The sequence below is a fragment of the Rhizobium sp. ARZ01 genome, from assembly GCF_014851675.1.
Taxonomy (GTDB): Bacteria; Pseudomonadota; Alphaproteobacteria; order Rhizobiales; family Rhizobiaceae; genus Mycoplana.
Genome location: NZ_JACVAE010000001.1, coordinates 1,879,917 through 1,906,702 on the forward strand (window position 1 = coordinate 1,879,917; position 26,786 = coordinate 1,906,702).

Annotated in this window: 33 protein-coding genes and 3 pseudogenes; 12 read left to right on the forward strand and 24 right to left on the reverse strand. The window is 60.0% G+C overall.

Features of this window, described 5'->3' with window-relative positions:
• Positions 1–240: 240 nt before the first annotated feature.
• From IB238_RS08985 to IB238_RS09015, 7 genes are all read right to left on the reverse strand, one after another.
• The gene (locus IB238_RS08985; RefSeq protein WP_192245452.1) at positions 241–1,746 is read right to left on the reverse strand and encodes an aldehyde dehydrogenase; all 1,506 of its coding nucleotides are present in this window, start codon (positions 1,744–1,746) and stop codon (positions 241–243) included.
• A gap of 22 nt (positions 1,747–1,768) precedes the next feature.
• Positions 1,769–2,554 carry an ABC transporter permease gene (locus IB238_RS08990; RefSeq protein ID WP_192245454.1) on the reverse strand — a complete coding sequence of 262 codons (786 nt, stop codon included), beginning with the start codon at positions 2,552–2,554 and terminating at the stop codon, positions 1,769–1,771.
• Between the two features lie 10 nt (positions 2,555–2,564).
• Positions 2,565–3,437: an ABC transporter permease gene (locus tag IB238_RS08995; protein WP_192245456.1), complete on the reverse strand. Its 873-nt coding sequence runs from the start codon at positions 3,435–3,437 to the stop codon at positions 2,565–2,567.
• The gene (locus tag IB238_RS09000; protein ID WP_192245458.1) at positions 3,434–4,546 is read right to left on the reverse strand and encodes an ABC transporter ATP-binding protein; all 1,113 of its coding nucleotides are present in this window, start codon (positions 4,544–4,546) and stop codon (positions 3,434–3,436) included. The genes IB238_RS08995 and IB238_RS09000 overlap by 4 nt, the downstream gene beginning before the upstream one ends.
• An 87-nt stretch (positions 4,547–4,633) precedes the next feature.
• On the reverse strand, positions 4,634–5,692 hold the full coding sequence (locus IB238_RS09005) for an ABC transporter substrate-binding protein (RefSeq protein WP_246723513.1): 1,059 nt from the start codon (positions 5,690–5,692) through the stop codon (positions 4,634–4,636).
• A 29-nt stretch (positions 5,693–5,721) separates the two neighbouring features.
• On the reverse strand, positions 5,722–7,125 hold the full coding sequence (locus IB238_RS09010) for a sigma 54-interacting transcriptional regulator (protein WP_192245460.1): 1,404 nt from the start codon (positions 7,123–7,125) through the stop codon (positions 5,722–5,724).
• On the reverse strand, positions 7,122–8,291 hold the full coding sequence (locus IB238_RS09015) for a PAS domain-containing protein (RefSeq protein WP_192245462.1): 1,170 nt from the start codon (positions 8,289–8,291) through the stop codon (positions 7,122–7,124). Before IB238_RS09015 ends, IB238_RS09010 begins: the two co-directional genes overlap by 4 nt.
• An 843-nt stretch (positions 8,292–9,134) precedes the next feature.
• On the opposite strand from IB238_RS09015, the gene IB238_RS09020 reads away from it, so the two are divergent.
• The 6 genes from IB238_RS09020 (at position 9,135) to IB238_RS09045 (ending at position 11,457) form a co-directional block, all read left to right on the forward strand.
• Positions 9,135–9,404 carry a hypothetical protein gene (locus IB238_RS09020; RefSeq protein ID WP_192245464.1) on the forward strand — a complete coding sequence of 90 codons (270 nt, stop codon included), beginning with the start codon at positions 9,135–9,137 and terminating at the stop codon, positions 9,402–9,404.
• Positions 9,405–9,547: 143 nt separating this feature from the next.
• The gene (locus tag IB238_RS09025; RefSeq protein ID WP_192245465.1) at positions 9,548–9,742 is read left to right on the forward strand and encodes a hypothetical protein; all 195 of its coding nucleotides are present in this window, start codon (positions 9,548–9,550) and stop codon (positions 9,740–9,742) included.
• Positions 9,743–9,981: 239 nt separating this feature from the next.
• Positions 9,982–10,326, forward strand: a complete 345-nt coding sequence (locus IB238_RS09030) for a hypothetical protein (protein ID WP_192245467.1) — start codon at positions 9,982–9,984, stop codon at positions 10,324–10,326.
• Positions 10,323–10,481 (forward strand): hypothetical protein, encoded by a 159-nt coding sequence (locus IB238_RS09035; protein ID WP_192245469.1) that lies wholly within the window; start codon positions 10,323–10,325, stop codon positions 10,479–10,481. The genes IB238_RS09030 and IB238_RS09035 overlap by 4 nt, the downstream gene beginning before the upstream one ends.
• A 433-nt stretch (positions 10,482–10,914) precedes the next feature.
• A complete protein-coding gene (locus tag IB238_RS09040) occupies positions 10,915–11,091 on the forward strand; it encodes a hypothetical protein (protein ID WP_192245471.1) in 177 nt (58 codons plus the stop codon).
• A gap of 114 nt (positions 11,092–11,205) precedes the next feature.
• Positions 11,206–11,457 (forward strand): hypothetical protein, encoded by a 252-nt coding sequence (locus tag IB238_RS09045; protein ID WP_192245473.1) that lies wholly within the window; start codon positions 11,206–11,208, stop codon positions 11,455–11,457.
• Between the two features lie 121 nt (positions 11,458–11,578).
• Here the strand turns inward: IB238_RS09045 and IB238_RS09050 are convergent, their stop codons facing one another.
• From IB238_RS09050 to IB238_RS09080, 7 genes are all read right to left on the reverse strand, one after another.
• A complete protein-coding gene (locus tag IB238_RS09050; protein ID WP_192245475.1) occupies positions 11,579–11,899 on the reverse strand; it encodes a phage holin family protein in 321 nt (106 codons plus the stop codon).
• 152 nt (positions 11,900–12,051) lie between these two features.
• Positions 12,052–12,312: a hypothetical protein gene (locus IB238_RS09055; protein ID WP_192245477.1), complete on the reverse strand. Its 261-nt coding sequence runs from the start codon at positions 12,310–12,312 to the stop codon at positions 12,052–12,054.
• Positions 12,312–13,115: a hypothetical protein gene (locus IB238_RS09060; protein WP_192245479.1), complete on the reverse strand. Its 804-nt coding sequence runs from the start codon at positions 13,113–13,115 to the stop codon at positions 12,312–12,314. The genes IB238_RS09055 and IB238_RS09060 overlap by 1 nt, the downstream gene beginning before the upstream one ends.
• Before the next feature lie 227 nt (positions 13,116–13,342).
• Positions 13,343–14,410 carry an SGNH/GDSL hydrolase family protein gene (locus IB238_RS09065; RefSeq protein WP_192245481.1) on the reverse strand — a complete coding sequence of 356 codons (1,068 nt, stop codon included), beginning with the start codon at positions 14,408–14,410 and terminating at the stop codon, positions 13,343–13,345.
• Between the two features lie 112 nt (positions 14,411–14,522).
• Positions 14,523–15,335 carry a right-handed parallel beta-helix repeat-containing protein gene (locus tag IB238_RS09070; protein WP_192245483.1) on the reverse strand — a complete coding sequence of 271 codons (813 nt, stop codon included), beginning with the start codon at positions 15,333–15,335 and terminating at the stop codon, positions 14,523–14,525.
• Between the two features lie 52 nt (positions 15,336–15,387).
• On the reverse strand, positions 15,388–16,395 hold the full coding sequence (locus tag IB238_RS09075; RefSeq protein WP_192245485.1) for a head morphogenesis protein: 1,008 nt from the start codon (positions 16,393–16,395) through the stop codon (positions 15,388–15,390).
• Positions 16,395–16,547 carry a hypothetical protein gene (locus IB238_RS09080; RefSeq protein ID WP_192245487.1) on the reverse strand — a complete coding sequence of 51 codons (153 nt, stop codon included), beginning with the start codon at positions 16,545–16,547 and terminating at the stop codon, positions 16,395–16,397. Before IB238_RS09080 ends, IB238_RS09075 begins: the two co-directional genes overlap by 1 nt.
• 90 nt (positions 16,548–16,637) lie before the next feature.
• On the opposite strand from IB238_RS09080, the gene IB238_RS09085 reads away from it, so the two are divergent.
• A complete protein-coding gene (locus IB238_RS09085) occupies positions 16,638–17,021 on the forward strand; it encodes a hypothetical protein (protein ID WP_192245488.1) in 384 nt (127 codons plus the stop codon).
• Here IB238_RS09085 and IB238_RS09090 read toward each other — a convergent pair.
• From IB238_RS09090 to IB238_RS09120, 7 genes and pseudogenes are all read right to left on the reverse strand, one after another.
• Positions 17,022–17,222: pseudogene (locus tag IB238_RS09090) on the reverse strand (hypothetical protein); the annotation flags it as partial. It abuts the gene before it with no gap.
• Between the two features lie 79 nt (positions 17,223–17,301).
• Positions 17,302–18,255 (reverse strand): major capsid family protein, encoded by a 954-nt coding sequence (locus IB238_RS09095; protein WP_192245492.1) that lies wholly within the window; start codon positions 18,253–18,255, stop codon positions 17,302–17,304.
• A 15-nt stretch (positions 18,256–18,270) separates the two neighbouring features.
• Positions 18,271–18,708 (reverse strand): DUF2190 family protein, encoded by a 438-nt coding sequence (locus IB238_RS09100; protein WP_192245494.1) that lies wholly within the window; start codon positions 18,706–18,708, stop codon positions 18,271–18,273.
• Between the two features lie 20 nt (positions 18,709–18,728).
• A pseudogene (locus tag IB238_RS09105) lies at positions 18,729–19,067 on the reverse strand (DUF2213 domain-containing protein); the annotation flags it as partial.
• 104 nt (positions 19,068–19,171) lie between these two features.
• Positions 19,172–19,777 (reverse strand): annotated as a pseudogene (locus IB238_RS09110) (phage portal protein); the annotation flags it as partial.
• A gap of 8 nt (positions 19,778–19,785) precedes the next feature.
• The gene (gene terL / locus IB238_RS09115) at positions 19,786–21,264 is read right to left on the reverse strand and encodes a phage terminase large subunit (RefSeq protein ID WP_348648217.1); all 1,479 of its coding nucleotides are present in this window, start codon (positions 21,262–21,264) and stop codon (positions 19,786–19,788) included.
• Positions 21,224–21,601: a hypothetical protein gene (locus IB238_RS09120; protein ID WP_192245496.1), complete on the reverse strand. Its 378-nt coding sequence runs from the start codon at positions 21,599–21,601 to the stop codon at positions 21,224–21,226. The genes terL and IB238_RS09120 overlap by 41 nt, the downstream gene beginning before the upstream one ends.
• Positions 21,602–21,642: 41 nt before the next feature.
• On the opposite strand from IB238_RS09120, the gene IB238_RS09125 reads away from it, so the two are divergent.
• The 4 genes from IB238_RS09125 to IB238_RS09140 all read left to right on the forward strand — a co-directional run bounded on the left by IB238_RS09125 (position 21,643) and on the right by IB238_RS09140 (position 23,853).
• The gene (locus tag IB238_RS09125; RefSeq protein ID WP_192245498.1) at positions 21,643–22,287 is read left to right on the forward strand and encodes a DUF4145 domain-containing protein; all 645 of its coding nucleotides are present in this window, start codon (positions 21,643–21,645) and stop codon (positions 22,285–22,287) included.
• A 55-nt stretch (positions 22,288–22,342) separates the two neighbouring features.
• Positions 22,343–22,525: a hypothetical protein gene (locus tag IB238_RS09130; RefSeq protein ID WP_192245500.1), complete on the forward strand. Its 183-nt coding sequence runs from the start codon at positions 22,343–22,345 to the stop codon at positions 22,523–22,525.
• A gap of 330 nt (positions 22,526–22,855) precedes the next feature.
• Positions 22,856–23,179, forward strand: a complete 324-nt coding sequence (locus IB238_RS09135) for a hypothetical protein (protein ID WP_192245501.1) — start codon at positions 22,856–22,858, stop codon at positions 23,177–23,179.
• Between the two features lie 368 nt (positions 23,180–23,547).
• Entirely contained in the window at positions 23,548–23,853 is a 306-nt protein-coding gene (locus IB238_RS09140; protein ID WP_192245503.1) for a hypothetical protein, read from the forward strand.
• Between the two features lie 615 nt (positions 23,854–24,468).
• Here the strand turns inward: IB238_RS09140 and IB238_RS09145 are convergent.
• Genes IB238_RS09145 through IB238_RS09155 form a run of 3 tightly spaced genes read right to left on the reverse strand, consistent with a single transcriptional unit; the run spans position 24,469 to position 25,966 of the window.
• Positions 24,469–25,233, reverse strand: coding sequence for a hypothetical protein (locus IB238_RS09145; RefSeq protein WP_192245505.1), 765 nt, complete (start codon positions 25,231–25,233; stop codon positions 24,469–24,471).
• Positions 25,230–25,535: a hypothetical protein gene (locus IB238_RS09150; protein ID WP_192245507.1), complete on the reverse strand. Its 306-nt coding sequence runs from the start codon at positions 25,533–25,535 to the stop codon at positions 25,230–25,232. The genes IB238_RS09145 and IB238_RS09150 overlap by 4 nt, the downstream gene beginning before the upstream one ends.
• Positions 25,532–25,966 (reverse strand): hypothetical protein, encoded by a 435-nt coding sequence (locus IB238_RS09155; protein WP_192245509.1) that lies wholly within the window; start codon positions 25,964–25,966, stop codon positions 25,532–25,534. The genes IB238_RS09150 and IB238_RS09155 overlap by 4 nt, the downstream gene beginning before the upstream one ends.
• A gap of 73 nt (positions 25,967–26,039) precedes the next feature.
• Between IB238_RS09155 and IB238_RS09160 the strand changes: the two genes are divergently transcribed.
• Entirely contained in the window at positions 26,040–26,783 is a 744-nt protein-coding gene (locus tag IB238_RS09160; RefSeq protein ID WP_192245511.1) for a hypothetical protein, read from the forward strand.
• Positions 26,784–26,786: the final 3 nt, after the last annotated feature.

The window sequence follows — 26,786 nt, forward strand, 5'->3', positions numbered from 1 at the left end:
GAGCTGACAAGACCCGCAGATTGTTGATGGCTCGCACGACCGTTTTGCGGAATGAGGTTGCGCAACCAACATCATCGACGTCTGCGGATTTCCAGCAAGGGTGTCGCACCGAAACTGACGACACTCCTTGGTTGGCGCGGCGAGTCGAGGCTGCTCCCCACTGCGTTAGGTACCCAAATCAACCACGCCCGCCGTGTTCAGCGGTGCCGGAAGCCCCGGCACCGCCGTTCCCATGTCAAATTAGCCGAGGTTCACCCAAACAGATTTCGTCTGCGTGTATTGCGTCAGAGCTTCGAGGCACTTGTCGCGACCGTTACCAGTCTGCTTGAAGCCGCCCCAGATCGAGGTCATGTCGCCGTGGTCGAAGCAGTTGACCCAGACCACGCCGGCCTCGACGTCGCGGGCGAAGCGATGCGCCTTCGAGACGTCGCGCGTCCAGATGGAGGCGGCGAGGCCATAGATCGAGTCGTTGGCGATCTCGATCGCATCGTCCACGCCGTTGACCGGGATGATCGTCGCGACTGGTCCGAAGATTTCCTCGCGGGCGATCTGCATCGAATTGTTGACGCCGGTAAACAGCGTCGGCTCGACATAGGCGCCGGCCGGCGCGGAGGCGAGCGTACCGCCGCCGAACTTCAGCGATGCGCCTTCCTTGCGGCCAATGTCGATGTAGCTCAGCACGCGCTGCTGGTGCGAGGCGGTTACGAGCGGCCCAATAGTCGTCGACGGATCGAGCGGATCGCCAAGCGTGAAATTCTCCTTCGTCCGCGCCGCGAAACGCTCGACGAAGTCGTCGTGGATGCTTTTCTCGACGAGGATGCGCGAGCCGGCGTTGCAGACTTCGCCCTGGTTGCCGTAGATGCCGTTGACGGCATAGGTGACGGCCGTGTCGAGGTCGTCATAGTCGCCGAGGACGATCTGCGGGGTCTTGCCGCCGCATTCGGTCGTCACCCGCTTCATGTTCGACTGGCCGGCATAGATCATCAGCAGCTTGCCGACCTCGGTCGAGCCAGTGAAGCCGATCTTGTCGACGTCGTTATGGAGCGCTAGCGCCTTGCCGACTTCTTCACCGAGGCCATGGACGGCGTTGAGCACGCCGGCCGGTCCGCCGGCCTCGATGAAGAGTTCGGCCAGGAGGCCGGCCGACAGCGGCGACTGTTCGGCGGGCTTCAGGACGACAGAGTTGCCCGTGGCGAGCGCCGGGCCGAGCTTCCAGGCGGCCATCATCAGCGGGTAGTTCCACGGCACGATGATGCCGACGACGCCGAGCGGCTGGCGCAGGATGTAGTGCAGCGCGTTGGCGGCCGTGTTGGTGACGGCGCCCTCGATCTTGTCGATCGTCTCGGCGAAGAATTTCAGCGAGGTGACGGAGCCCGGGATGTCGATGTTCATCATGTCCATCACCGGCTTGCCCATGTCGAGGCTGTCGAGGATGGCGAACTCTTCCGCGTTGGCCTCGACCAACGCCGAGAACTTTTCGAGCACCGCCATGCGGGCGCGCGGATCCATGCGCGACCAGGCGCCCGACTTGAAGGTCTTGCGGGCGACGGCGACGGCGCGGTTGACTTCGACCTCGCTTCCGCGGGCGACTTCGGCGATCGTCTGGCCCGTGGCCGGGTTGATGGTCGGGAAGGTCCGGCCGTCGGCGGATGGCACATAGGCGCCGTCGATGAAGTGGTTGACGCGATACTTCAGCGACCCGGCCTTGGTGTGCCAGAAATCGCGCGTGTAGGTCTGGGTATCCATGCTGTTCTCCCTTTTTGGTCGATTATTGCTCGCGGTCGCGCAAGAGCGTGACCGACAGGATGATGAGGACGAAGGACACGGCGACAATCACCGTGCCGATGGCATTGATCTCCGGCGTGATCCCGCGCCGGAGCGTCGAGTAGATGTAGATCGGCAGCGTCACCTCGCGGCCTGTCAGGAAATAGGTGACCGGAATCTCGTCGAAGGACAGGGTGAAGCACAGGAGTGCCGAGCCCAGGATCGAACTGCGGATGCCGGGCAGGATAACGCGGCGGAAGGTTTCTAACGGCGTCGCGCCGAGATCGGCCGATGCCTCGAGCTGGCGGCGATTCAGCTTGGCAAGGCGCGCCATAACCTGCGAAACGACGACGCCGAGCAGCGCTGTCGCATGGCCGATGACCACCGCCGTCAGGCTCTGCGGAATGCCGATCTGCTTATAGAAGTTCAGCATCGCGATACCGGTGACGATGCCTGGCAGGCTGAGCGGCAGCAGGATGACGTTCTGGAACAGCCGCTTGCCGGGGAACTCGTAGCGATCGAGCGCCAGTGCTGCGGTCACCCCGACGACGACGCTGAGCGCAGTGGCGAAAAGCGCGACGATCAGGCTGTTGGCAAGCGCCCGGAGCATCTGTTCGTTGGAAAGGAAGGCCTCGTACCAGCGGAACGTGAAGCCGGCGAGCGGGAAGGAGGTCACCTTGCTGTCGTTGAACGAGAAGACCGCCAGGATGACGATCGGGATATAAAGAAAGGCAAGCACGGCAAGGCTGACACCGACCAGCCCTCTCTGCCACCATCTCAAGGCTTGCATGGCCTTCTCCTCAGTTCAGATCGACGCGGCCGGCGCGGTCGAGCCGGCTGGACAGTTGCAGGAGGATCAACACCAGCGCGAGCACCAGTGTGGCCAGCGCCGAGCCGAGCGGCCAGTTCAGCGCCGCGCCGAACTGCGTCTGCAACAGGTTCGCCACCATTGTGCCATCAGGCCCACCGACGAGAACCGGTGCGACGAAGTCGCCGAAGGAGAGGCAGAACGTCATGGTCGAGCCCGCGATGACGCCGCCGAGCGACAGCGGGAAGATCACCTTCCAGAACGTCATGAACGGGCCGACGCCGAGGTCTTCGGAGGCCTCGATCAGCCGGCGGGGAATGTTGTCCAGCACGGCAAAGAGCGGCATGACCATGAAGGGGACGAAGATATAGACCAGCGTGATCACCATGGCGGTCTGGTTGTAGAGGAAGAAGTCGAGCGGCGCGCTGACGATGCCGGTCGAGACGAGCAGCGAGTTCAGCGCCCCGTCCGTGCCGAGGATGATTTTCCAAGTATAGGCGCGCAGCAGATAGGACACCCAGAGCGGCACGATCACCGACATGTAGAGCAGGTTGCGCAGGCTCTGCGACTTGACCGTGAAGACGAGGAAATAGGCAAGCGGATAGCCGAGCAGCAGCGCGCCGGCCGTTACCATCGCGGCGATCTTCAGTGTCCTCAAGATAACCGTCGTATACTGCGGATCGCTGAACAGCTGGGCATAGTTGCCGAACTGGAAGTCCGGGTAAAAGAGCGGGAACTGCCGGGTCCAGAAGCTGACGGACACCATGATCGCGTAGGGCACGATCATCAGCAGCAGCACCCAGACGAGCGGCATCGAGAACAGGGCGGCGAAGCCGGCAAATGTCCTGCGGCTCAGGAACATCATCGACGGTCTCCATCGGCAAAGGCAAGGACATCAATCGGGTCGACATGCAATGCCAGCCGCTCGCCGGAGGCAATGACGCCAGATCCCGGAACGGCCACTCGCGAAAGCTCGGCAAAGAGCGGTTTACCGATCCCGTCGGCCGCAAGCTCCACCCGCAGGCGATCGCCATGGAAGAGGCGTTCCAGGACCGCGCAATCCAGCCTGTTCGCCCCGTCGAATGCGACCGTCTGGAAGCGTTCCGGCCGGATGCCCACTGTGACGCGCCGCCCGGCGGAAAGGGCGGCATCGGGGAGCGGACGCCGGCTGCGGATGAGGTGGCCATTGGCGAGCCGGAAGATGGTGAATTCACCCTCGCGGTCTTCGACCGTGGCCTCGAACAGGTTTGTCGCCCCGATGAAGTCGGCAACATACGGCGTGGCGGGGTTGTCGTAGAGTTGCGCGGGCGTGCCGATCTGCGCGATCCGGCCCTGGTTCATGACGACGATCCGGTCGGAGAGGCCGAGCGCCTCGGTCTGGTCGTGCGTCACCATCAGGAAGGTGATGCCCAGCTCCCGGTGAAGGCGTTTCAGTTCCACCTGCATGCCTTCCCGCAGCTTCACGTCGAGCGCTGAAAGCGGTTCGTCGAGAAGCAGGACGCGCGGCCGCCGGACGATGGCACGCGCCATCGCGACGCGCTGGCGCTGCCCCCCGGAAAGCTCGCCGGGCCGGCGGTTGGCCATGCCGCCGAGACCGACCATTTCCAGCGCCTCGCCCACGCGCCTCTTGCGTTCGCCGGCAGGCACGTTGTTGGATTTCACCGAAAGGCCGTAACCGATGTTCTCGGCGACGCTCATGTGGGGAAAGAGCGCATAGTCCTGGAACACGGTGTTGACGGGCCGCCGATACGGTGGGCTCTCGGTCACGTCCTTGCCAGCGATCTCGACACGGCCAGAACTCGCGTGCTCGAAGCCGCCGATCAGCCGCAACGTCGTCGTTTTTCCGCAGCCGGACGGACCGAGCAGGGTGACGAATTCGCCCTCGCCGATTGTGAGGTCAGTGGCGTGCAGCGCCGTAAAGGCGCCATAGCTCTTCATGACGCCCGAAAGCGCCACAATCGGATTGGATGTCATGCGTTCCCCACGTATTCTTTGTTATTGCGTGGTCATTGTGTTCCTGGGGAAGCGCCCCTCCCATCGAGGCGCTTCCGAAAGATAGGATTAGGGCGCAGCCTTGACCGCGTTCCAGGTCTCGAGATACTTGTCGAGACGCTTCGGCTGCTGCCACATGACGAGGCTCTTGACGAACTCGATGTTGTCGACCTGCCGGTCCTTCTTCATCTCGTCGCTCATGCAGCCGGCGACAGCCTTCGGATTGACGGGGAAGTAACCCGTGGATTCGGCAAGGCCGCACTGTCCGTCCGCCGATTGCATGAAGGACATGAATTTGTAGGCGCAGTCCTCGTTCGGCGTGTCCTTGACCAGCATCATCGAGTCCATCCAACCCTCCGCCTTTTCCTTCGGCGTGAACTCGACGACCTCGAAGCCCTTCTTCAGGTTGTTGACGTCCTTGCTGGTGAGGCCGGTCCAGGCGTTCGAGACGTAGACCTCCTGATTGGCCATCAGTTCGGTCAGTTCGCCGGCCGAGGCCCAGTATTTGCGGATGAGCGGCTTTTGCTCGATCAGTTTGGCCTTGACCGCTTCGAGCTGTTCGTCCGTCAGGTCGAAGACATTGTCATAGCCGAGATAGCGGGCGGTCCAGAAGAGCGCCGACTTGTCGTCCCAGAGCGAGACTTTGCCCTTGTTGGCCGGATCGAAAAGGACAGCGATGGAATCCGGCTTCGTCGCGAACTTGTCAGGACGATAGATCAACGACACCGAGCCCCAGATCAGCGGCGCCGCCCAGGTCTCGCCGTCGGCGGCCACGTCGCCATGCTTGGAGAATTCGGGATAGATGCCGTCGAAACCCTCGACCTTCGCCGTGTCGATCGGCGCGACAAAGCCGGCGAGCCGCATCATTGGCACGGTATCGAGCGACGGCGTGATGATGTCATAGACACCACCGCCGGCTGCAAGCTTGGCGGCGAAGTCGTCGTTGGAGCCGACATAGGATGCGCTGACCTTGCACCCGGATGCCTGCTCGAATTTCGGAATGAAACCGTCGGCCGCGTAGCCTTCCCAGGTCAGGATGTTGAGCTCGCCGGCCGAGGCCGCCATCGTCTGGGGCAGCATGGCAACAGTGGCCAAAGCGCCGATCGCGAATTTCTTCAATTTGTGCATTGTCGTAGTTCCCCTTTGGCTTTGATTGTTCATCGTTTCCGTTTGGTCTTGCGGACAAGCGTTGCGATATCGATGCCGAGCGCCTTGGCAGCGCTTCGTTTGCTTCCATTCTCGGCGATGGATTTTTCCAGGATCCAGGTTTCGAATTCCTGGACCAGTTCCCTGAAATTTGCCGGCGACGACGCCTCAATACCGGCGGCTTCAGCCCGAAAGGCGGGCGCCGCCGATACCGGTGCGGTGGGCGCGACGAAGTGGTCCGGCAGCGCCATATCGTCAGCGCTTGCGGCCGCATGCTCAAGAATATTGCGGAGTTCCCTGATATTGCCGGGGTAGGCGTAGTCCAGCAGCCGCTGCCAGAAGCCGTTCGAAAGGTGAAGTGTCGGCTTGCGCCCCAGATTGATCCTCTGGAGCTGTCGCTCGGTCACCGCGCGGATGAGATCGGGTTGGCTGCGTAGCGGCGGCAGTGCCACGGGCACGACAGCGATGCGGTAATAGAGATCGTCGCGGAACCGCCCATCCGCCACGAGGTGCTGAAGCATGCGATTGGTCGAGGTTATCAGCTGGATGCGCACCTGCCGCCTTTGCGCCGAACCGAGCCGGCTGAAGGTCTGCGCTTCCAGAAACGCGACGAGCTTCATTTGCGAGGTCGGCGAAAGATCCGTCACCTGGTCGAGGAAGAGGATACCGCCGTCGGCCGCCTCGACATATCCGAGCTTACCGCGGGTGGAGGTGTCCAGGTTCGAACCGGGCTCGATCCCAAACATTTCGGCATCGAACTGGGCATCCGTCAGCATGCCGCAATTGACATGGACGAACGGCGGCGCTCCCGGCTCGCCCGCCTTGCTGACACGCTTTGCAAATTCGGTCTTGCCCGTTCCGCTTTCGCCGGTGAGAAGTACCGCGCTTCCGCGCTCCAGCGCCATGGAGCCGAGGTTGACCAAGGCCTGCAAGCCCGGCGTTTGCGCGAATGCGTTGTTAGTCGTCGAGACGCCTTCCGTCTGGAAACGGAATTTCTCCAATCCCTCCGCGCCGCGGGCATGACGGCTGGGCTCGCGCATGATCAGAAGCGCGCCATAGGCTCCGCCGTCGGCGGTTCTGAGTACGCTGAGGCTGCCAACGACGTTGCGCTGCGAGTTGAGCGTCCCCGCCAGCTCGGTGCGCTTCAACTGCTGGAGCGCTGTCGCAAGCTTCTGCAGGACCGGTCCCGCCGTCCTTGCCTGCTTGCCGAGATCCGAGCCGACGAGATCGCCCCGGGCGACGTTGAGGAGCAATTCGAGCTTGCTGTTAACCAGCTTGATGGTGCCGTCAGTCTCCAGCAGCGCCGCCCCGTCGGGCAGCGCTTCGAGGAAGCTGACGAATTGCGGATCGTCGATGAAGCCCGGCCGGAGACGCCGATGCGCGAGCGTGGTGATATCGTTGCCGTAGAACTTCATGACGCCACCTCGCTCAGGAGCGCCCGGACCCTGCGCCGTGATTTGCGCCGTGCCGTCAGCACGTAGCGCCGCATCTCGCCTTCGATGCCCGCCACGCGAAAGCGCCAGATGTCGCGGCCATTGTCTGCGGCGATCATCGTCAGGTCGCACTCGCTTTCGCCGTCCTCGTCCTCTAGTGACGCGTGCCGTAGCTTTGACAATGCGTTGCGGGTCTCGACAAAATCCTGGATCGGCCTCCCAAGTGTCTGGTCGGCCGCCCGGCCCCAGGCCGTCTCGGCGGCCGGATTGGCGGCCAGCAAGAGTCCGTCCTCGGCGATGACGAGGATCGGATCCGGGGCGGCGCTCAGGATGTCGAGCATCGCAGTGGCGCGGTCGAAGAGCTGCTGCTCGCGCAGCTTGTGCGGGCCGATATCGCGCGTTGTTCCCCACAGACGGATGAGGAAGCCGTCCTTGATGGCGGCGCGGAAGTCGTTCTCGACCAGCATCTCGCTGCCGTCATGTCGCTGGTCGACCGCTGCGGCATGATCGAGCCGGTAGTTGGAGCGCACGAGGTCGCGCACCATCGCCCGGTTTACCGCGGTGTCCGGGAAGTAGCGCGAAACCGGCTGGGTGTTGAAATCGAGCCCTTCCGGCACGTTGTAGAGGCGCGCCATCGCCTCGTTGCAGGCACGCCAACGGGACTGGTTGGTGAAGATCCGATCGACGATCTCTTCTTCCGCCAATGAAATGTCTACCGGCTCGAGAAACTCGATGCACCAGCAGGCTTCCGTTGCCGCTCCGATCATCTGCGAGAGGATCTCGACGCGTTCGTTCAATTCCGGACCGATACCGAGGGTAGCGGGTGAAAGCACTTGTTTCACCACGGCGAGTCCCCGCGCTCCATCCTGGTAGGCCGTCGCCACCATGGGCACTTCATCATAGGCGGCCGAGTTCATCCATACCGGAAAGCTCGGATCTGCTAGTCGCTCGCCCCTCGCCACAGACTTGATCAGCTGGGCAGAATTGCTGCCATAGATGCGTTCCAGTGCCTGTCCGACAATCTGTTGGGCATCGACGCCCAATTCTCTTGCCTCGCGATCGTTGATCGCTGCGACGCGCCCGTCCTGGTCAATCCAGTCGATCAGCAGCCCGCCGGGAGCCGTCGATTCTGGCCGTGGATCAGTCATTCGTGGTTCCATTCATGCGATGTGGTTGGTTCAAACCCATCATCTCCCCTGCATGACTGCTGACGAAAGTGCAGCGATCCAGCCACAAGCGGCATCAAAGACAAGCAAGCAAACCAGATTAACGCGAAAAACCCCGAATCCGATCTGAAAATTAGCATTTCCGCATCATAATGCTGCAAAAATGCGCACATATCTTTGATGAGGAGCTGCTGACACAGCTGCAAGGCTCGAAGAGAAGGAATGCGGGTTCGTCGCTCTGCGGGATCTGAACGCAATGTACCAAGCTAGTTTTTGTCCATCGCAGACAGCAATGTTGCCCGCATCTCGTCGGCAACCTCTTTCAGAACCGTTGTGAATTTTTCCGCAACGGTTGAGCCAGCCTTTCGGGCCGGCCAAACGGCGAGCGCATCGCCCCCCGCCATCCCTACGATGTTATTGATTTTCGGCGGAACGCGGTCAGGGTTTGCTCGCCTTGCCGGCAAGCGAAGACGAGCGGCACGTGCCACCAGTCGTAAGTGCATGGCCTACAAACGTCGAGACGCCAGTCGACAACTCGATGGCTGCTCGCGTGGCCGTTTTTCACCGACCGTCCTGAGCTGCACTTGCACCTCGCAGCTGCTGCTGGGGCCGATCTGTCGTGGTTGCCCAGAACAATCGCCTGCACGCAATAGTCGCATCGCGAAGGCAATCGATCCTCAATAGCATGAGCGACTTCAGCGTGGCCCGTCTAGTTCGAGGACCGAACTGCTCCTCAGCCCAGAACTTGGCGTGTATAGGCGGCGCGAGATGTCGACCTGAAGCGCCGAATCTGCTGTCCTCGCTTCAGACAAGGGAGATGAGTTGATGTCGCCGGTTCTATTCGCCGCTGCGTTCGCAGCGGTCACAGCGCAGCCGACCGTGGAGGAGCTCCAGGCCGATTTCGAAACGGCGCGGCCGTGTTATGCGTTGATCGACGGTCGCGAGGTCTGGGAAGGCAAAAAGGCTTTCTTCATTTCATCGTACACAAAGGAGGCTGCGGAACTTGACCCCGACCTAGTGGGCGCGGACGCCGTTCTCCGCGATGACAACTCCTTAGATGTTATTGGCGAGTTCGAGGCGGCTTGCACGGACTAGCGGTGGCCTGGGGTCCGGGCCGCGAGTTGATGGCTGAGGGCATTGCCTTCTAGGACCAGCCGGAGGCTGTCGTAGATCATCAAAGCTAGAGACAATCGACCTGCCCACGGTGGAAGAGCCGAAATGTAAGCCGGCGAAGATGCGTGGTGTCGCGCGAAACAGCGATCGACCGGATGTTCAAACGCCGCGACTATGGGTGGGCAGGGGGCAGTGTCATGGGGGTGCGTCGTGCAGCGCACGATATCCGTCACCAGCGTCAGATCGACAAGGCCACTGGCGATACCGTCGCTGCCTATTTGCTGCCTGGCTATTTTAAGATCGACAGGGGTAAACACTAAGTCTTTGAAAAGTTTGGTGGGTGATCACGGGCTCGAACCGTGGACCCGCTGATTAAGAGTCCCATCGTATCTACAATGAAAACAGACCCTTACAGCAAAAGCACCTGTAAAATGCGGCTCAAAAAAGCTCAACGTTTTCAGTTTCGTCAAGATCAAATTGTAAAATGAAATCCACCGTTTTCGACGTCTGTGGACAAGGTATCCTTGCGCGCGAAACATTACGGATGGATACCATGCCCATGACCGACGACGAAGGCCCCCGCCCCCGCTACCAATGGATCAAGGACCGTGACGAAGATCGCCTGTTCGCCGGCTGGGTTGGCAAGCGCAAATTCGGCCGGCTGCTGAACCCATCGAACAACCCGAGCAAATGGGACTGGAACCTTGTCTGCCTGGCTGGCGTCAGGGATTTCGGTCGGCTGGGGAATGCATGGTACGGGTCCGAGGATACCGCACGCCTTGCTGCTAAGGCTTGTGAAGACGCCTATGATGCCGCGATGGCAGGAACCCTATTCGGGATGACGCCGGAGGACGTAGAAGCCATCCACGAGCACGAGCGATTCATGAAGGCGAGACGGGGATGAGTGACGACAAACACAGCACCAAGACGGACAACATCCACGAGGAGCACTATTGCCAGCACCCGGGCTGTAAGAAGTGGGGGATGTTCGGCTATGACCGCGGCAAGGGTGCGACGGATTGGTGGTGCTTTGAGCACAGGCCGGAAGAGCGGGCATGAAGCACGACCCTTGGTGGATCTATGCGCTCATCGTCGGAGTTGGCATCACGACGATCGCCGGCATGGTGATTAAGACCGGGCAACTGGTCGGGTGGTGGTGATCAGGCGCTGCCGGCACCACTCAACAACGTGGCTTTCGCCCCTTGGCTCCTCAGGACCACCAACCCACCCCAAGAAGTGGGTAGCCACATCTGGCTATCGCCCTGATTGCGGGTATTGCGTATTATTTGGTTGTGGCGCCTCCCTACGCCACTACCCCAACTGTACTTGCCCAGCGTACCGCACACGCTGGGCTTTTTCTTGGGCGTGCACCTTACCCGACCTTCGCCCCGAACCACCGCATGAACAGCACGTCTGCACCAGCGGGCCAAGCTAGGCGTAACAAAGTGTAAATAAGGCACGGCTAAATTATCATTGTTCGCGGATATGCGAATTGCTTGCGTATGAGACAGCAAGTAGCCCGGCAGCGCTTCGTGTTGTTGCCGGGCGCTATCACAAAGGTTTCAGCATGATCCGCGACTTCGTGCTCTATTTCTTCGTTATAGGCGGCGCGATTGCCGCGGTTGCGTCCATGGTTATCAATACCGGGCAGTTGGTCGGGTGGTGGTAATAAATCGCTCGAACGGTGCGCGATTGACTATCGCATCGATGGCACGATAGGCGTATATGACGAGTGCGGTGGATCCGGCGAAGAGCCCCACGCCGGCCCGCGCTGGGGTGGCCCATGAGCGGCGAGCACCGTGTTAAAGCCCATTTTGTCATTGCGCGCGCCAATCGAATGGGATTCGAGATGCTTGCCCGCCGACAGGGCAAAAATGTCAGATACAGGGTCCTTCACTGCGCCACCGACGCCGTTGTCCTTGGCATGTACTATGATGCCACTCTGACGGAGATTGATGCTTATCTCGATCGCTACGAAGCGACGATCTCAGAAATGGGTGGGAAAGCGGACATGTCGCCGATACTCAAACACTGACCAAAGTCCGCAAGGGAAGTCAGCGGCCTGCGAACCCCTGGGGCACGTTGGTAACGACACATCCGCAAATAAATCATAGCTTAGTCTCCGGTGGCGACAACTTGAACGAATGTCGTAACAACTACCCCACTTTCGCCCCGAACCATTTCATAAACAGAACCTCTGCGCCGCGCGGTCCCAGATAGGCAAGTGCCGCGACAAGCCCCGTTGAAACGGGCTGACCGAACTGGAGCCACGACGCCAACCCCTCACCTATCAGCGCCATACCGACGGCGATCGGCAGTTCCCAGATCAGTTCGCGCCCGAGGAACTTCCGGCGTGCCTTCTTGACCTCCTGCGCATGCCACATGATGCGGCCGATAAATGCGCCAATCAGGGTGGTGAAGGCACCGCCGAACCATGCATCGAGCAGGCCGACGAGCGAGTTGTATTTGTCGGACATGGATTGGCCTCTACTATTTCGCGCAACCGGCCATCTGCTGGCAGGTTCGGTTATGGGATGCGATCTGGCGAGCGAACGGAAGATCGTTGGCGACGATGTACGAACGCGTTGCAGCCGATGGCGTCAGCGTCTCGAATCCCGTCCCGGTCACGTCACTCGCAGTGGTCTTGCACCCACTCGCCACCGAGATCGATGCAAATGCCGCGAGCATCAAGAGCGTTGACTTCCGCATTGGTGCGGCTCCTCTGCTGGATGATTTCGATGGAGCGCTTCAGGGCGTCGGCCCGTTCAAGGTCCCTGCCCTCGTCTCTGGCGGTAGGAAGCCACAGCAGCACGTTCAGCACCGTGAAGGTTGCAGCGGCAGCGGATGCGCCCAGAACAGCGCCAGCGGCCAACGTGAGGCGGGAGAACATCACTTGATCCCGAGCGCGTGGCGAACGGCTGGCATCGTCGCAATGGCGTAGACCGCAAAGGCGATGATCGAACCGAAGATGAGCATCTGAACGCGCCAGTCCAAGGCGACGATGTTCAGTTTCTCAAGGATCATCGCCCCCATGCCGGTCCCAGAAAAGAACCATGTCCAGAAGCGGCCGGACTTCGCCACCGGCTTTGGCCGTGGTGCTGTTGGCGCCTGACGCTCCTCGACCGGTTCACCTGCATCGACGGACAGTCCCGCCGCTTTCACACGATCGAGGATCGCTTCCACCTTCTCGGGCGAGACCAACGACTTGTTGAGTCCGTCACCGGCATAGAACGACTGCCCTCGCTTGAGATCGCGGTGAGCACCCTTCGTGGACGCAAGCACAGGCAACGAGGCCCATTCCTGTGCGAGGCGCTTGCCGAACTCGGTGCGGCTGATCTTCCCGGCCGTGAAAAGGTCATAACCACGCCGCACCAGCAGTTTGTAGGCAAGCCGGTCCTGCAGATCGGCCGTGAACAGATCCGTCCCCTTGAGCGATAGATTCGCCTTGGCGAGATCGATCAACGTGGCACGCATGAACTGCGGCGCACCGGCTGCACTGGAGCCAAATCGTTTGGTCCAGCCCTTCTGGGCGTCGACGACTTCGCCATAGGTCATGGACGTGAGTGGCTTCGGCAACTTGCCCTGGTTGTGGCCGTAGATGACATCGTAGCATTCCGGCGCCTTCATGCTCGTTTCGGTCTCGTAGACGAACGCGAGCAGAAGAGCCGCGCCCGGGGGAACGGTCCTGTCCATTGAGGTTTCCTTCGATCGTGGGTGTTGTCAGCCAGACGCGCGGGCGCGAACGCTCGCGAAGAACGCTTGTCGGTTCATGGGATTGTCCTTGGGTCAGGAGAAGTGGCGCCAGGCCATGACACCGCATAGAACAGCGGGTTACCGATGAGATCGGTCACGTTGCTGGGACAGGCCCACAGCAGGTAGTAGGCGCGCGGATAGTAAAGGGCTCAGGTCAGCGGTCTGCCCTATAAGCGGAGCAAGTCGATCTCTGAACCTCTCGTAGAAACCACAGTCATGAGGCGCTTGGGGTCTCTAACTACGAAGCCTGCTATTTCGACAATGGGCGGAAAATCCGGAGATGGAAGCGCACCATTGCGGGTGTGGTCGTTGTCCTCAAACATGCTGCATGCGCTGGATGCAGTTTGCTTAACCAGCACAGTTCCGCCCCGGCTTTTTACGGGCGACAACAGCGACCAAGCTACCAGCCATATGGGCCGGGCCGGATCGAAGTAGGCGCTATCCAACCGCTTAAGAAGGCGGGTTTTGCCCTTGAAGCACAATGATGCGTTGGTCTGGGCCATATTGACGACGGCACCCACGATCGAGCCGCGACCGCAATTCACCACTAACGCATCGCCCTCGCTCAACCGCAGAAATCTTTCCGCAAGAAGCGACGTTCGCCGTTCAACATCCCCTCCTGTCGACACATATCGAAACGGATGCACAAATTTGAAGCGCCGCGACATCCGCGCTATCGAAAGAAACGCTTTCAACCTTTCCGTCAGCTTTTTTGCCATAATCTGCTGAACCTCGCCTGATAGGTGGTGGTCGTCCTTAAACAGGGAGGCGATCGACTTTCGCGCGTAGAAACTGAGATCAGTTGCAAATGCATAGCCGTCGAAGTAAGGAATTCCTGCCTTTTTTGCTACTGATATCCAGTGCTGACGCACTGTCGTTGCGCGTGCACCTATCTGGTTTTCCTTGACGGGCAGGATCAAAACAACAGGAATTACCTTCCTCGATGAGCACCAACCAAGAACGTAGTCGAGGATCTGCGAACTTTGGGAAAGGTCATATAGATTTTTGTTCGCCGCACGCTGTTCATTGACGCAGATGTCTAGAATCAAAACGTCCATATCGACGGCGTCTAACGATGGCAATCTGTAAGGGAGCATAGTTGCGTGGCTAGAACCAAGAGAAGCATTCCCCACGATGGAAACGCCGGGTTGGGCCGCGAGAGCTGCAGCCCAACCGTCTTTGGCTACGGCATTTGATGTTCCTAGAACCCCAACCCTCAGGTCTTGCGCCGCCACACTGCTCTCCCCGCCTAACGTACGCGACCTAAAATGCCCGTTCCGGTCTTGATGTATTCATTGGAGTTCGTCTTGTCGATGTACTTCTATCCGGCCAGAGCTGGCACATACGTCATTTAGCCACCCACCCGGTCGCCGCGCCCGCACCGGTCTCCTTCACATAGAAGGAGGTTGCCGCACCGCCGTCAGTCCGGCCCCACGTCGATCCAACCGGGGCGACGATAACGGAGAGCGGCGTTCCTGAGCCGCCTGCTGCAAGCCGACCTGTTCCCGCATGACTATACGGTGCGCCCCCCGTCACCTGATTGTCGCCGATGATGATACCAGTACATCCCGAGCGAACGTCTACGCCGAATAACATGTTGCCCGTAGTTCCGTCGAGCAGGTTGCCTTCGATCGTCGCGCCGGCAGGCCCCGAAAGCATATAGATGCCGGGATAGGCGACACCGCCTACGCCGACTTTCTCGATCACGTTTCCCGTCACTGCCACGCGTTTTAGACCGTTAGCGAGCCGGATGCCCGCGATGTTAGCCGACTGGATAGTATTGCCCTGAACCTTGATGTTGGTGGAAACACCTGTTCCGGCCCACGGCAATTCGGCAGCGGTGCCACCTTCATTGATCGTCATGCCATCTTGCACGTAGCTGGCGAATTCATTCCCGGTAATATTGACGTTTGAGCAATAACGCTGCTCGATCGCGCGGGCGCGCGTGCCGATGTGCTTATTTCCGCTCACGGTCAGCTTATCGATCCAGGTGAGGAGGAAGAGCGGCTGGCCCGACTGGGGGGTGTTGTCAATAATCGTGTTGTTCGCGATCGACACGTTCTTGTGCTTCACCCACTGGGTTGCGTTCGAGCCGCTGGCGTTGCTGAACCCGACCACAGGGCCAGTCGTGCAGTCGATGAACGTGTTTCCGTCGATCACGACAATCCCATTCGCTTGAGCGACCCCGGTCAGAACGTCATTGCCATCGCGGCTAGATGCAGATGCAGCGGCAACCGATGACTTCGCCGACCCCTGCTCCCATGCTGGTATCGCTTGGGAAGCGCATGAGCGCGCCGGATGGCGACTGGAACGGCAGATCCATCCCTGTCACCTCTTGCGCGTTCATGACCATGTGCGTGTGTCGGACGCGCCGGTCGCCGGCACTGCGCCATGTGCGCGTCACCAGCGAGGCGTCACGCCCCGCCTTGTCCAAGCCCTGCTGATAGGCTTCGTGCTGCGCCACGTTGACCGACATGGCTGTTTCCGTCCGAGCGATCGTTTCCGACCGCAGCTTGACGTATCCATCGGACAGCCGCCCGATCGCCTTCTGCACGACCTCCGGCGGGAGAGCCTTGCCCTCGGAAATCGCCTTCAACACCTGCCGGTCGAAACGCTTGTCCCGCCTCGTCAGGGTGAGATATCGCTTCATCCCCTCCACGTCGCCGCCGGCGAGCGCCAAACGCGCGTTCTCGACCGTGCGCGCCAGTTGAGACGTCATGCCGAGCAACCCGCCCTCACGGCGTCCTGTGACACGAGAGACGCGACCGGCTATGTCCAGCGCGATCGTGCGCGGCCCCTGCCCCTGAGCAAAGCCTGAGGCGGTCTTTTCGCGGGCGAGCTGCTTGGTGTCCTCGGTAATGTTGGTGATCGCCGTCGACGACAGTTCGCGGATGATCTGCTCGGCGCGCTGGTTCTGCACGTCCCACCGGACTACCACCCGGCCGCCCATCGGGTCGAACAGCCGCGGCAGCCGGTCGACAACGAGGATGCCACCTTCGTTGAAGGCCTGCCGGATCGCTTCGGACAGCGGGCGGAAAGCGGCCGGTTCGATATGCAACGCTTGGATCGCGCCTTCGATGTCCCTGCGCTCCAAGAGCTCCACTACCTCACGAAGCACGATGTTGGATTTGATGTCTTCCACTGCCTCGCGGAAGGCAGAGGCCATGGCCGGCTCAAGACGGGCAAGGAGCGCGTCTATCTGTTGGCGGAGGGATCCCATTACTTGGACTTCGGAGCCTTCTTCGCGGCAGCAACGCGCTTCGCCAGACCGATAGCCTCCAGCGCCTTCGCCTCAACTAGCGTCACGCCATAGGTCTCGCCCTTGGCCTTCCCCTTGTGCGGGAGCACCACTTCGACGGTTACCTTGCTCATTGGGCAATCCTACTTCTGATTAGACAACCTAAATTGCATCTCGACTTTCACAAGGCTCGCGCTATGAGTCCTTGGGAAATGGAGGGGCGGATGGGTTACGTGGATTATTCTCGACTGTTTGTTACCGCAGCATCTTTTGCGGCTCTGGCATCAACTGCGAACGCGGAGCCTTACCAAAAATTTGGCGTCGTAAACTGCGCTCTTCCCGGGACGACGATCGAGTTTTCGCTGAACGGGTCTGGCGGTGCTGATGTGGCCTCGTCATCGTCAAACTTCGCTCCTTTTAGGGAAGCGGCTCGTGTGAAAACCTGGTCTGCCAATGTCGAAGTCAAAGATGGTACACGTCTGCTTATTCTGGACAACCTCAAGAACACTCGCATTATGATCAGGCTGCCTGACGGGAAAGGAATGGCTTTCACAGGGGCTGACGGAGTATCCGACATCCTTTGCCAGGTTCTGATCCAACCGGACTAATTAGGCCGCAACCCTTCCCTGTAAGATATGAACGACCGGCGTCACGCCGTCGAAGGAGTTCGGATCGGACGCTATGACGGTGTAGTCGGTCCCGTTGGCGGTGACGATGTCGCCCGGACCAGGAACGATCGGCAGTCCAATTGACGAGATGTAGATCTGCATATCGCCCGTCTTGATCACCGTGCCGTCGATGACCCGGCTCGACGAGGACCGGACCATCCTTGGTGTTGAGCCCGCGAGGGCCCTGAGAGACGTTCGTGACTTTCATGGTCGGCCCTCCTTAGATGCCGTCGAGATAGCGGACCGCCTTGGGCCGACGGATATCGACACCACCGACGCGGAAAATGCCGGGGACATCGAACTTGATCGGCCCGGTCTGCCACGGCTGCAGGAAGCGGAACGGCATTGGAAGGTGCATTTTCAGCACCTCGGGCGAGCGACGATAGGCGACCATGCGCTTGGTGCTGGATGCACCGGCCGTGTCGAGGTAGCCGAACACGCCGCGGATGGTCAGTTCCTGGCCCGTCGTCAGGGTGTAGATGTTGTTCTTCTTCACCCATTCGAGGATCGTGGTCTGGTTAACCTGATCGATGCGACGGTTGGAGATGTCCAGCAGCACCGAGTACGGAAGCAGGAGGGTGTCCGCGATTTCCGCACCGAGCGTACCAGTGAACATGCCGGTAAGCTGGCCGTTGATGTCGCGAAGCACATTATCAGGCGTCTTGCTGGCGAAGGTGGTCGCCGAGCCGGTGCCATCGGCCGGAGCCGTCGTCGCGGTCGGGGACGAGGAGTTAACCAGCCCCTGCAAGCCCTTGCTGGTATCACCGACGAAGGCGACGGAGTCGATCTTCTCTTCGGCCACACGGCGGGCCAGCGTGGCCTTGTCGGCGGTCAAGTTCATGCCGAGGAGCTGAGCGGTGCCAAGCTCTTCCAGCGTGTAGCCGTATCCGATTGCGGCCATGCTGACAGACGTCTCGAACTTCTCGCGGGTCAGCTCGACCTTCGGGATGTCCTGCGCGTTGCCGTGGAACCAGTCGGCCTTGCCGACGCCGTCCATGGAGAAGTAGGTGACGGACTGGATCCACTCCGGCGCCGAGGTATCAACCGGGATCAGGCTCGCGTACTGGATTTCCTGATACCGCATCGCGTAGACCGTCGGCTCGATGAGCGAGGCCTGACGGATAAGGAAGCTCATCGCGACCTGCTGAGCGTCCTGCATGATGTGTGCGTTCATTGTAGACGCTCCTTGTTAGCCGAGGCGAAGCGCTGCGAGACCGGCACCGGAGGTGCTGGTGTCCCACTGGGCGCCCACGATCTGGGTGTTGCTGGTCGAGACGTTGGTCAGAACGCCCGTTGCCGGGACGTAGTAGACCGGATCGCCCACGGCGACGGCGACCGAGGCCTGAGCCACGATGACGCCCTTCTTCATCAGCGCGACGTTGGAGTACTGCTCGTACTTGCCGGTCGGCTGGGTGGTGTCGAGGACAGCGATGCCCACGAACTTAACCGTGGCCTCGGAGCCCACAACCTGGTTGTCGGCGGTGCCTTGCACACCGACCTTACCGAAGCCAATGCCCTCGACGTCTTCCGCAACGCGGGTGACGATGACGTTCGGCTCCATGTTGAGGACCATGCCCTCGACCCAGCGGGCGTGGGTGGCCGTGTAGTTGGTCTGAACAGCAGGCATTAGGCGGCTCCCTTGATCGCGGCGGCATCCATGACGATGAGAGGGATTCGGACGAACTCGCCGTCGCGGGCAATCTCGTCGCCGATCTGGCCGACGGACAGGTCTTTCCAGTTGTCGGCCGTCACCGCCTCGTCGGGGTGATCGTTCGTCACTGGCTTGTGAGCGTAGCTGCCGAGGCTGTCCTTGGCGAAAACCTGATCGGCCGGGCGATAGACCTTGACCACGGGCATGTCGGGCTTGCCGACTTCCCACCCGGCGTAGTCTTGAATGCCGGTGCGCGCGGTGCGGACCTCGGCCACAAGGTAGCCGTCGGCGGTCCGTCGCGTCCCCGCGATCGGTGCAGCGTCGATGAATTGCATGGGGATCACTCCGTTTGCGGAAGTGGCTGTGACTGGCGGCCAAATACACGCCATGGTAGGCAGGCATTGGCTTCACTTGGGCTGGTGGCGAAAATGAAGAAGCAGTTATCGCCCCAACCCTGCCAGACGTTCGTCGAAATCTCATCATCCGCCGGCGTGGCGCCCGAGAAAAGCACCAGGCGCGACGGGTGAATTGTGATCTGTTCGCCGTTGTTGCCCTTGAGGATGTATGACATCGGCTTGCCGTACCATTCGGATTCAGGGTTCCGGTCGATCTCGCCCGGCGACAACTGACGGCGGGTTATGACGTTCAGGTAGCGCAAGCCAGTTTTGCCAATGCGCTCGACCTCCAGAGGCTGCGACGGGTCAGCATCGCCCGTCCCGATGTAAAGCGCCGCGCCTCCGAACAGACGTGCTTTCTTCAGTGCCTCCAGCACCTTGCCGCGGACGTTCAGGCGCTTCTCTTCTCCCTCGATGGCCTCGATCTGGGGCTTTTTCGCCTGCCAGTCGCGCCACTTGCGGCAAGCGTCGAGCGCCGGAATTTCGACGATCTTGCGCGGCAACCATGCCGTGCTGTAAGCCGCGATCAACTGCTCATCCGACAACACGGTATGAGCGTAGAAAGTCGTGGCCGCCTTGTCCCTATCGGTGCCCATACGGGACACCAGGCTCGTGAGGCTGTCACGAGCGAAGGCGAATACATTCCCCATGGGGTTCCTCAGATGTTGTCGAGAGTGAAGGTCGAGCCAAGCGCTAGCTCGTTCAGAGCATCAGCGAAGGCGTCCACCTGGTCATCGTGTTGCGCGTTCGGGAACGAACACACCTCATCAAGGAAGGCGTCGTTCCAGTGCCCGCGCACGAGCTTTACGTTGCCTGCTTCAGCCTGGGCCGATGCCGGCTTTGCCCTCACCGACTTTTCGCCAGTGGGGGCCACCACCTTGACCTCGTAGCCAGCGAGCAGTTTTACCTTTGTCGCGGCGTCCGACTTGCCGGCCGCACCGGGGTCCTGGGGCATCCTGATCCTGATGCCGAGGCCGTCTTGCGAGGCCGTGTTCTTCAGGTTCTTCTCTACATCGGCAGGCGACCACCGGTCCCGCTTCACATCCTCGACGTAGAAGATGCCGGCGTGGTGGGCCATCCGGAGGCCGACAGTCCAGTCCGGTTGCTTGCCCGGCTTAGGCTGCGTTGCTGCAAAGTCCCACGCTCTGCACCGCATAGCGCCGGCAGGAACCGCATCGACGATCTCAAAGTCGCCACGCTGGAACATACCGCCAGAGCGAGGCGCCGGCCGCTGTTGGTACTGACCGCTATAGGCATATGAGCCCTTTGCCTTCTTGAGGCGTTCGATTTCCTCAGCCGGAAACCGCTCGGGAAAAAGCAACTCGCCTTCTTCGGTCCGCGGGTCCTCAAAGAACAGCTCGCCGCCGACATAGGTCCGGCAAGCCCTCTCAGGTTCAAACTCCATCGGCAGATTGAGGTGGATGAATCCGATGTCGAGTTGAAGCGCCACGCCGGCTACGTCCTGCTCATGGAGTCGCTGCATGATGATGACGATCGCCGAGGTCGTGACGTCGTTTAGTCGGTCGGAGATGCCTTCCCGGAAGATGCGGACTGCCGTCTGCCGCTCCGTATCGCTCTCCGCCGTCTCCGTCGAATGTGGGTCGTCGATCTTCACCCGATCGCCGCGGCCACCAGTCATGGAACTGAACGGGCGGGCCTCACTGAACCCGCTGCCAGTATTCTCGAACTTCCCCTTTGCGTTCTGATCGTCGCGTAGCCTGAGGGGCCACAGCGCCTGGAACTTCTCGCTCTCCACCAGTCGGCGAAGCTTCATGTTGTCGCGCAGCACGTTCGGCTGGCTGTATGAGGTGGCGAGCACCTGAATATCAGGCCTGCCGATCGGTCCCCACTCCCACGCGCTCCAAAACACCAGGAGTAGCGACTTCATCATGCCGGGCGGCACGGTCATCATGAGGAACTGGATGTGCCCCTCGGTCACCGCCTCCAGATGCTTGCACATGGCCCGTAGAGCCCATCCGAACTTCAGGGGCTTCTTGGGCTCTAGGACGTCCCAGAACTCTTGAATAAACCCCACGAGCGTCTGGCACCGTGCCCGGATGCGTTCGGCGTCCTTTGCGATGCGCTCGCGTTCCGCTTCAGCCGCCCGCCTCGCCTTCTCCGCCCGGATCGCTCTCATCATCACCGCCGGATCTGGCAAGCGGGCCGAAGATGGCTTCGAGTGCTGCAAGCTGGTCATCCGATACGTTGGTGAGGTCTACAGTCTGGATCGGCCCACCCTTCGGACCGGAGTGCTGAACGCTGGCGAGCTTGGCGTGCATGTAGGGCGCGGCATCCTTCGCGATCGATGCGGCTGCGTCCCAATCTTCCTTTTCGGCGTGGGTCCGCATTGCCTTCAGCATGACCTCTAGCGGGGTTATACCCTCAGCCGATGCCCTATCGGCGATTTCCTTCGTCTTGCGCGTAGCGGCTCCCTTTGGCCGACCAGCGCCAGTCCTCTTGCCACCTCGCGCCAAGTTTGATTTCCTTTGAATTATTTCAACCGGGGCACAAATGCATGACGGCCTACACAGGTGTTTTTTCCACTCAAAACGGTACTGAAGCTTCCTTCAAACTGCTCGGCATCGGTCGCTGTCCCCATTGCTCAGTCGCAACCCCCAACTTCAATAAACTTTGGAGCGACACTTGGACCGAGATGAGCCAAGTGCGATGGGCCTCCTATCGGTGCAATACATGTGGCTCTGTGGTTACTGCGAGGCTCGCGTGGCGTCACCCGGACAGGTTGGACGCGCTTAACCTCTGGCCTAGCGCCAATATGGCCCATGAGGACATCCCGCAACCAGCGCGCAGGTTCTTGCAGCAGGCATTCGAAACGCTTCACGCCCCCGACGCCGCGGCTGTCATGGCTGGCAGCGCCGTTGATGCGATGCTGAAAACCCATGATTACGTCGAAGGGTCGCTCTACTCCCGAATCGATAAAGCTCTAAAGGACAATTTACTGACGAAAGGTATGGCAGATTGGGCTCATGAAGTTCGCCTTGGCTCCAACAGACCACGCCATGCGGATGCAGAGAAACCGCACGTTACTTCCGAGGAGGCAAAGCTATCAGTTGAGTTTGCGGAAGCGTTGGGCAACTTCCTGTTCGTTCTGACTGCCAAGATCGATCGTGGAATTGCGGCGGCAAAGGCAGCTGAAGTTTAGTTTCTCATGCCGGGCGTTTTTCAGGACTGGCATGGGTCAACCTTGGAGGGATGGAATGGGGTTTCCAGATAAACCGCTGGCTTCAGCCGGCATTGAAAAGGACGGAGACGGGTGGCTCGTGGTCACTCAAAACGTTGGCGGCAAAGAGCGCGCCGAGCGTCATTTCAGAGGCAGAGCAGAGGCCGACGCGTATTTGGTCAAGCAGTATGCGCTCGTTCGAGCCGAAAACGGTGAATAGCGCAACGACCGCCGAGCGTTTCGCATTTCGCGATATGGATTTTCTAATCTTTCCGCCCCACAACGACCCGATCCAGCCGGGCCGCCACTGGCCTAGTGCCTCTCGACCACCTTAATCCCGCTCTTCCGCGCCAGCCCGTACAGCCTTGCCTTGTAGAGCGAAGCCGCGATCCAGTCGCCGTCCTCAGCTTGTTTGCCACGGTAAGTCTATCAACGCTGATTTACCCCGAAGAAGCGTACCGCGAATGCGCGGAAGACCGCTTTTTGCCGCTTACTTTCCAGTCGCTCGAGTGATAAGCGCCGCTTAAGATTATGCAGCACGGGATCTGAAATGCTTGCACGCACATTTATTCTCGCCACCTTCCTTGCGACGAGCGCGTCCGCTCAAGGAATCTACGACGACTGCCCGGGCGCGGGCAAAATTGCTCGCAGGATGATGGAGGTTCGGCAACTTGGCGTCTCCTTAACAGACGCGATGAAGGTCGCCGAAGGTGCCGACATTTCTGTTCGCGAATTCGTTGTCGATCTGGTCAAGGCTGCTTATTCGGAGCCGGCCTACTCTACCGGCGAAATGCAGGAGCGCTCCGTTGAGGAGTTCGCGAACGGTATCGAGCTCGCCTGCTACAATGGCAGGGACCAGCTCCTCGGAAAGTGATGCGGCCTCAAGCGGCCTTCACTCTCCTATCCGTGTCCACGTCCGCCCGCATCGGCCACACTCCAACTTTGCAATCTTTAGGCCGGCCCGTTCGCGAAACTGTGTCACCTCCTCGCCGTTGACGGTGCATTCCGCACCTTCGCAGATGCCAGGGCGCTGGCGGCCGCCGTAGATCATCGCGTCGACACTGACTGCTTGCTTGGCTTGGGGCATCTGGCCTCCACAAACGAAAACCCGCCGCGGTTAGGCGACGGGCTGGGGATACTTGCCTGCCTACAGGCTTGCGGATAGATCTGCCCGACGTCCCTTCGGCGCGCGCTTACGCCACGCCGCTATCAAGTTTCGAATCTCGGACTGGCAAGAAACCTATGAACGACAACACCCTCGACACTCTGACAGGCATGTACTTCACGCTCGACGACCCCGACGGCACCTATGGCACTGGCCAGATTATTCGTCTCGCCACCGAGGGCGTGTATTTCGTTCGCTTCGACGGTAACGAGGTGACGCTGCCCTTGGAGCTTGTATCCATCGGAGAGATGCTGGAGACCACCGAAGAGGAGTACCGGCTCTGGCGGTTCTTTGACACGATCGAAGAGCGAGATAAGTGGATCGAATGGCTAGATGCACCATCCAAGCCGAGAGTCATTACACTCGTCAGGCCGACCAAGTAGCGGGCCGCCGAGCTTGGGACTGATCAGGACGCACCGTAGTCAGCCCCGAAGGGTGGCAGTCTACGCGGGCGTTCCACTGCCTATTAACCGAGGCCCCACATGCGCAGGTCACGCCTCATCTTTGTGATCCTCATATGCGCCCTGGTTGCCGCAGTGCTCAGCATCCTGATGTTAAAGGGCGATCAACCGGCAGTGCGGCCGGACGAAGGATCACTCATACCACCGGCTGTTCAGGGCCAACCCCAGTAGTGCTAACCGCTTCTTCTGCTCGCGGGCGTAGCAAGGCCTCCGTATTGCGTTTTACCGGTAGTTGCGCAACCCTCGCGCACATTAACTGTCGCGGGGGTTGCTATGCATAGAAATGTGTGCCCGAACTGCAGATCCGTCGTTCAAGAAGCTCGATGCGAGCGGCTATACACAGACGAGCCTCGCGTCATCAACGCCTTCACCGTCGCCTGCCCGTCCTGTTACACGATCCTTGGCGTCGTCTCAGATATCGATAGCTCGATACGCGCCATAATCGGCAGCCTTGGCAAGGTTGCTATAGAGGGTGGAACGATCATTTCGATCGATGACGACGACTAGCATCTGAGGGCGCGGCCACAACCGGTCGTTTTACGCCGCCTCCCGCTTCTTCTCGCGGGCGCGGCGGCGGCGAGCGCTGCGGTACTCTTCCCAGACCGACAGGGTGGCTTCTTTCGCGAAAACCGTGTCCCGGTCCCGTTCGAATGTCCGCCCTTTGTCCTCCGACGCGTTGGCTGCGATGTTATCCGAAATGTGCTCGAAAACAGCACCAACAGGCAACACCCCAAAATCATCCGTTTCGACATTGGGTGAGCCGCCCCGAACAAGATACTGTTCTATAACGGCTATCGCCCGATTTTTGCGGCGTGAACCGGTCATTTCGTGAATGCCTTCCGACCGGCACCAGGCGGCGAAGGACACGTCTCTGTTGGTCCGTTTGTGGAGCTTGAGCGTGCCGAATTTCTGCGTCTTGCGCGTCTTGTCCTCGTGCACCTGCAGCGTCCCAGCCTTGGACATCGCCCATGCCCACAGCGCCCGACGGTTGCCCTCGTTGGCAACGATCTTGATCAGTTCGTTCGCCAGCTCCCACAGCCGGAAATCGTTGCGGCTGGTGTCGACCGTGCGGCCATCCCAGAATGCCATCCACCAGTCATGTATCGGTCCCTTGTCGAGCTTGTGCAGTTGACTCGGCTTGTCGCCCTGCTCGCGGATGATCCACTTCCGCTGGTCCTCTTCCGTGAGGGCCGCGCCGGTGAACCATGCCGCCTTGAGCCGCTTCGGCCTAGCATCGATCGGCAAGCGGCTATCAATGAATGCCGCCTTGATGAAGAGGTTCGCGATTTCAGCTTTGTTCATTCGCCGTTCTCCTCGAGCGCCGCGGTGATCATTCCCTGCCAGATCGCAGTTGCTTCCTCATCGAGAACATATGTTTCAGAGACCACGTTGCTCTGGATGGGAACCCCTGTGGCGGCTCCGACCATACGAGAAGACGGCTCGCGCATTGCCTCGATGGCTGCGCGGGCGTAGTCGAGATACAGTTCCTTGTTCTCGTCATCCTCAAGCCTCGAGGGGCGCCAATTTTTGCCAGGTTCCTTCGTCTGGTTCCCCTCGGAGTCGTAGATCGCTCGCGCCACCTTCTCAATCATGCTCTCGGTCATGCCGCTCTCCGGTCGTCAAAAAGATCGCCCTGTCCAGCGTTCGGGCCAAACCTACGCACCACTCTCTCCGCCAACATACCTACCAACGCGAAACGTTGATGCCGGAGACCTTTCGCCACAACCTGCAATTCGCCCACAGGAGCCCTGTCGAAGCATACCAGCCATTCCGAGGGATTAGCCTCAATCAACACCCGATACGTCTCCACAAGGTCGCTAACCGCCCAAAGCAAGTGCTTATCGATATACCCCTGATTGTTCTCGGTTTCAGCCACCGTGGAGAGGACGAGGCGGAAATGATCCTCGCCTTTCGCCGACAGGATGCGATCGAGTGTTACAACAGCGCGTGTCTCGCGAATGCCAGGATAGGACCGGCCATCAACGATAACCACGCCATACTCCTCGCAGATGCTGTAGACGCGCGGGTCGATCACACCGCCCTCCACAGTTGCAGATAAGGACCCGACTCGCCTAGACAACGAAACTTGTACACTAGGGACTCCCATTATGGATGATCGAGACAAAGACGGTGGCTACTATCTTGGCTGGTATTGCGCGTTTGGACTTGCCTGTGTGCTCTTCTTTTCGGCCGTCTGGTTCAACCAGTTCGAAAGCGCTTGCACAGAGTCTGGACCGTCTTGGCTGCCTTGGACTCAACCCGAAGAGCATTGTCTCCGTGAATGGATGGCCGCGCTCTCCGGATGGGTTGGGTTCACCGCAGCAGCTATCGGCACCTGGTTTGTGTTCGGGCAACTTAAAGAGCAACGTCGACAGACCGCCTTCATGCTGGGTGATGGGAAGCCAACCATGGAGGTTTATCGATCCTCTGGGCGAAAAACTTCCGGTATATTGCGCGTGGTAAATTGGAATAGAAGAACCACTGTCATAGATAGGGTTCATCTTCACTCCACCGCTGAAATACCCCGTCCGAAAACCTTTGTGGTCACTTCCGCTGATCCAGAGGAGGACAGTAGGGACGATATGTCGGTTGAAGTTGACGTTGATGGCGTTCTCTTCGACCGCGTTCGGATCGCCGGCTCCATTAATCGGCAGGGGACGCCTAACCACATCGACATACAATTTGAATTCGACAATGTTGTTGATCCAGAAGTGCTGGAGGTTGAAAGAAAGGTCGAGGTGGAAATTGAGCTCCGGTTTTTCCACCCGGAGCACCCCCGCATTGACGACCAAGTTCGATTGGTGTGTCCGGCGCGCATGTTGTTCCCCAAACCCGATTCTACTTTTAATTAGCTC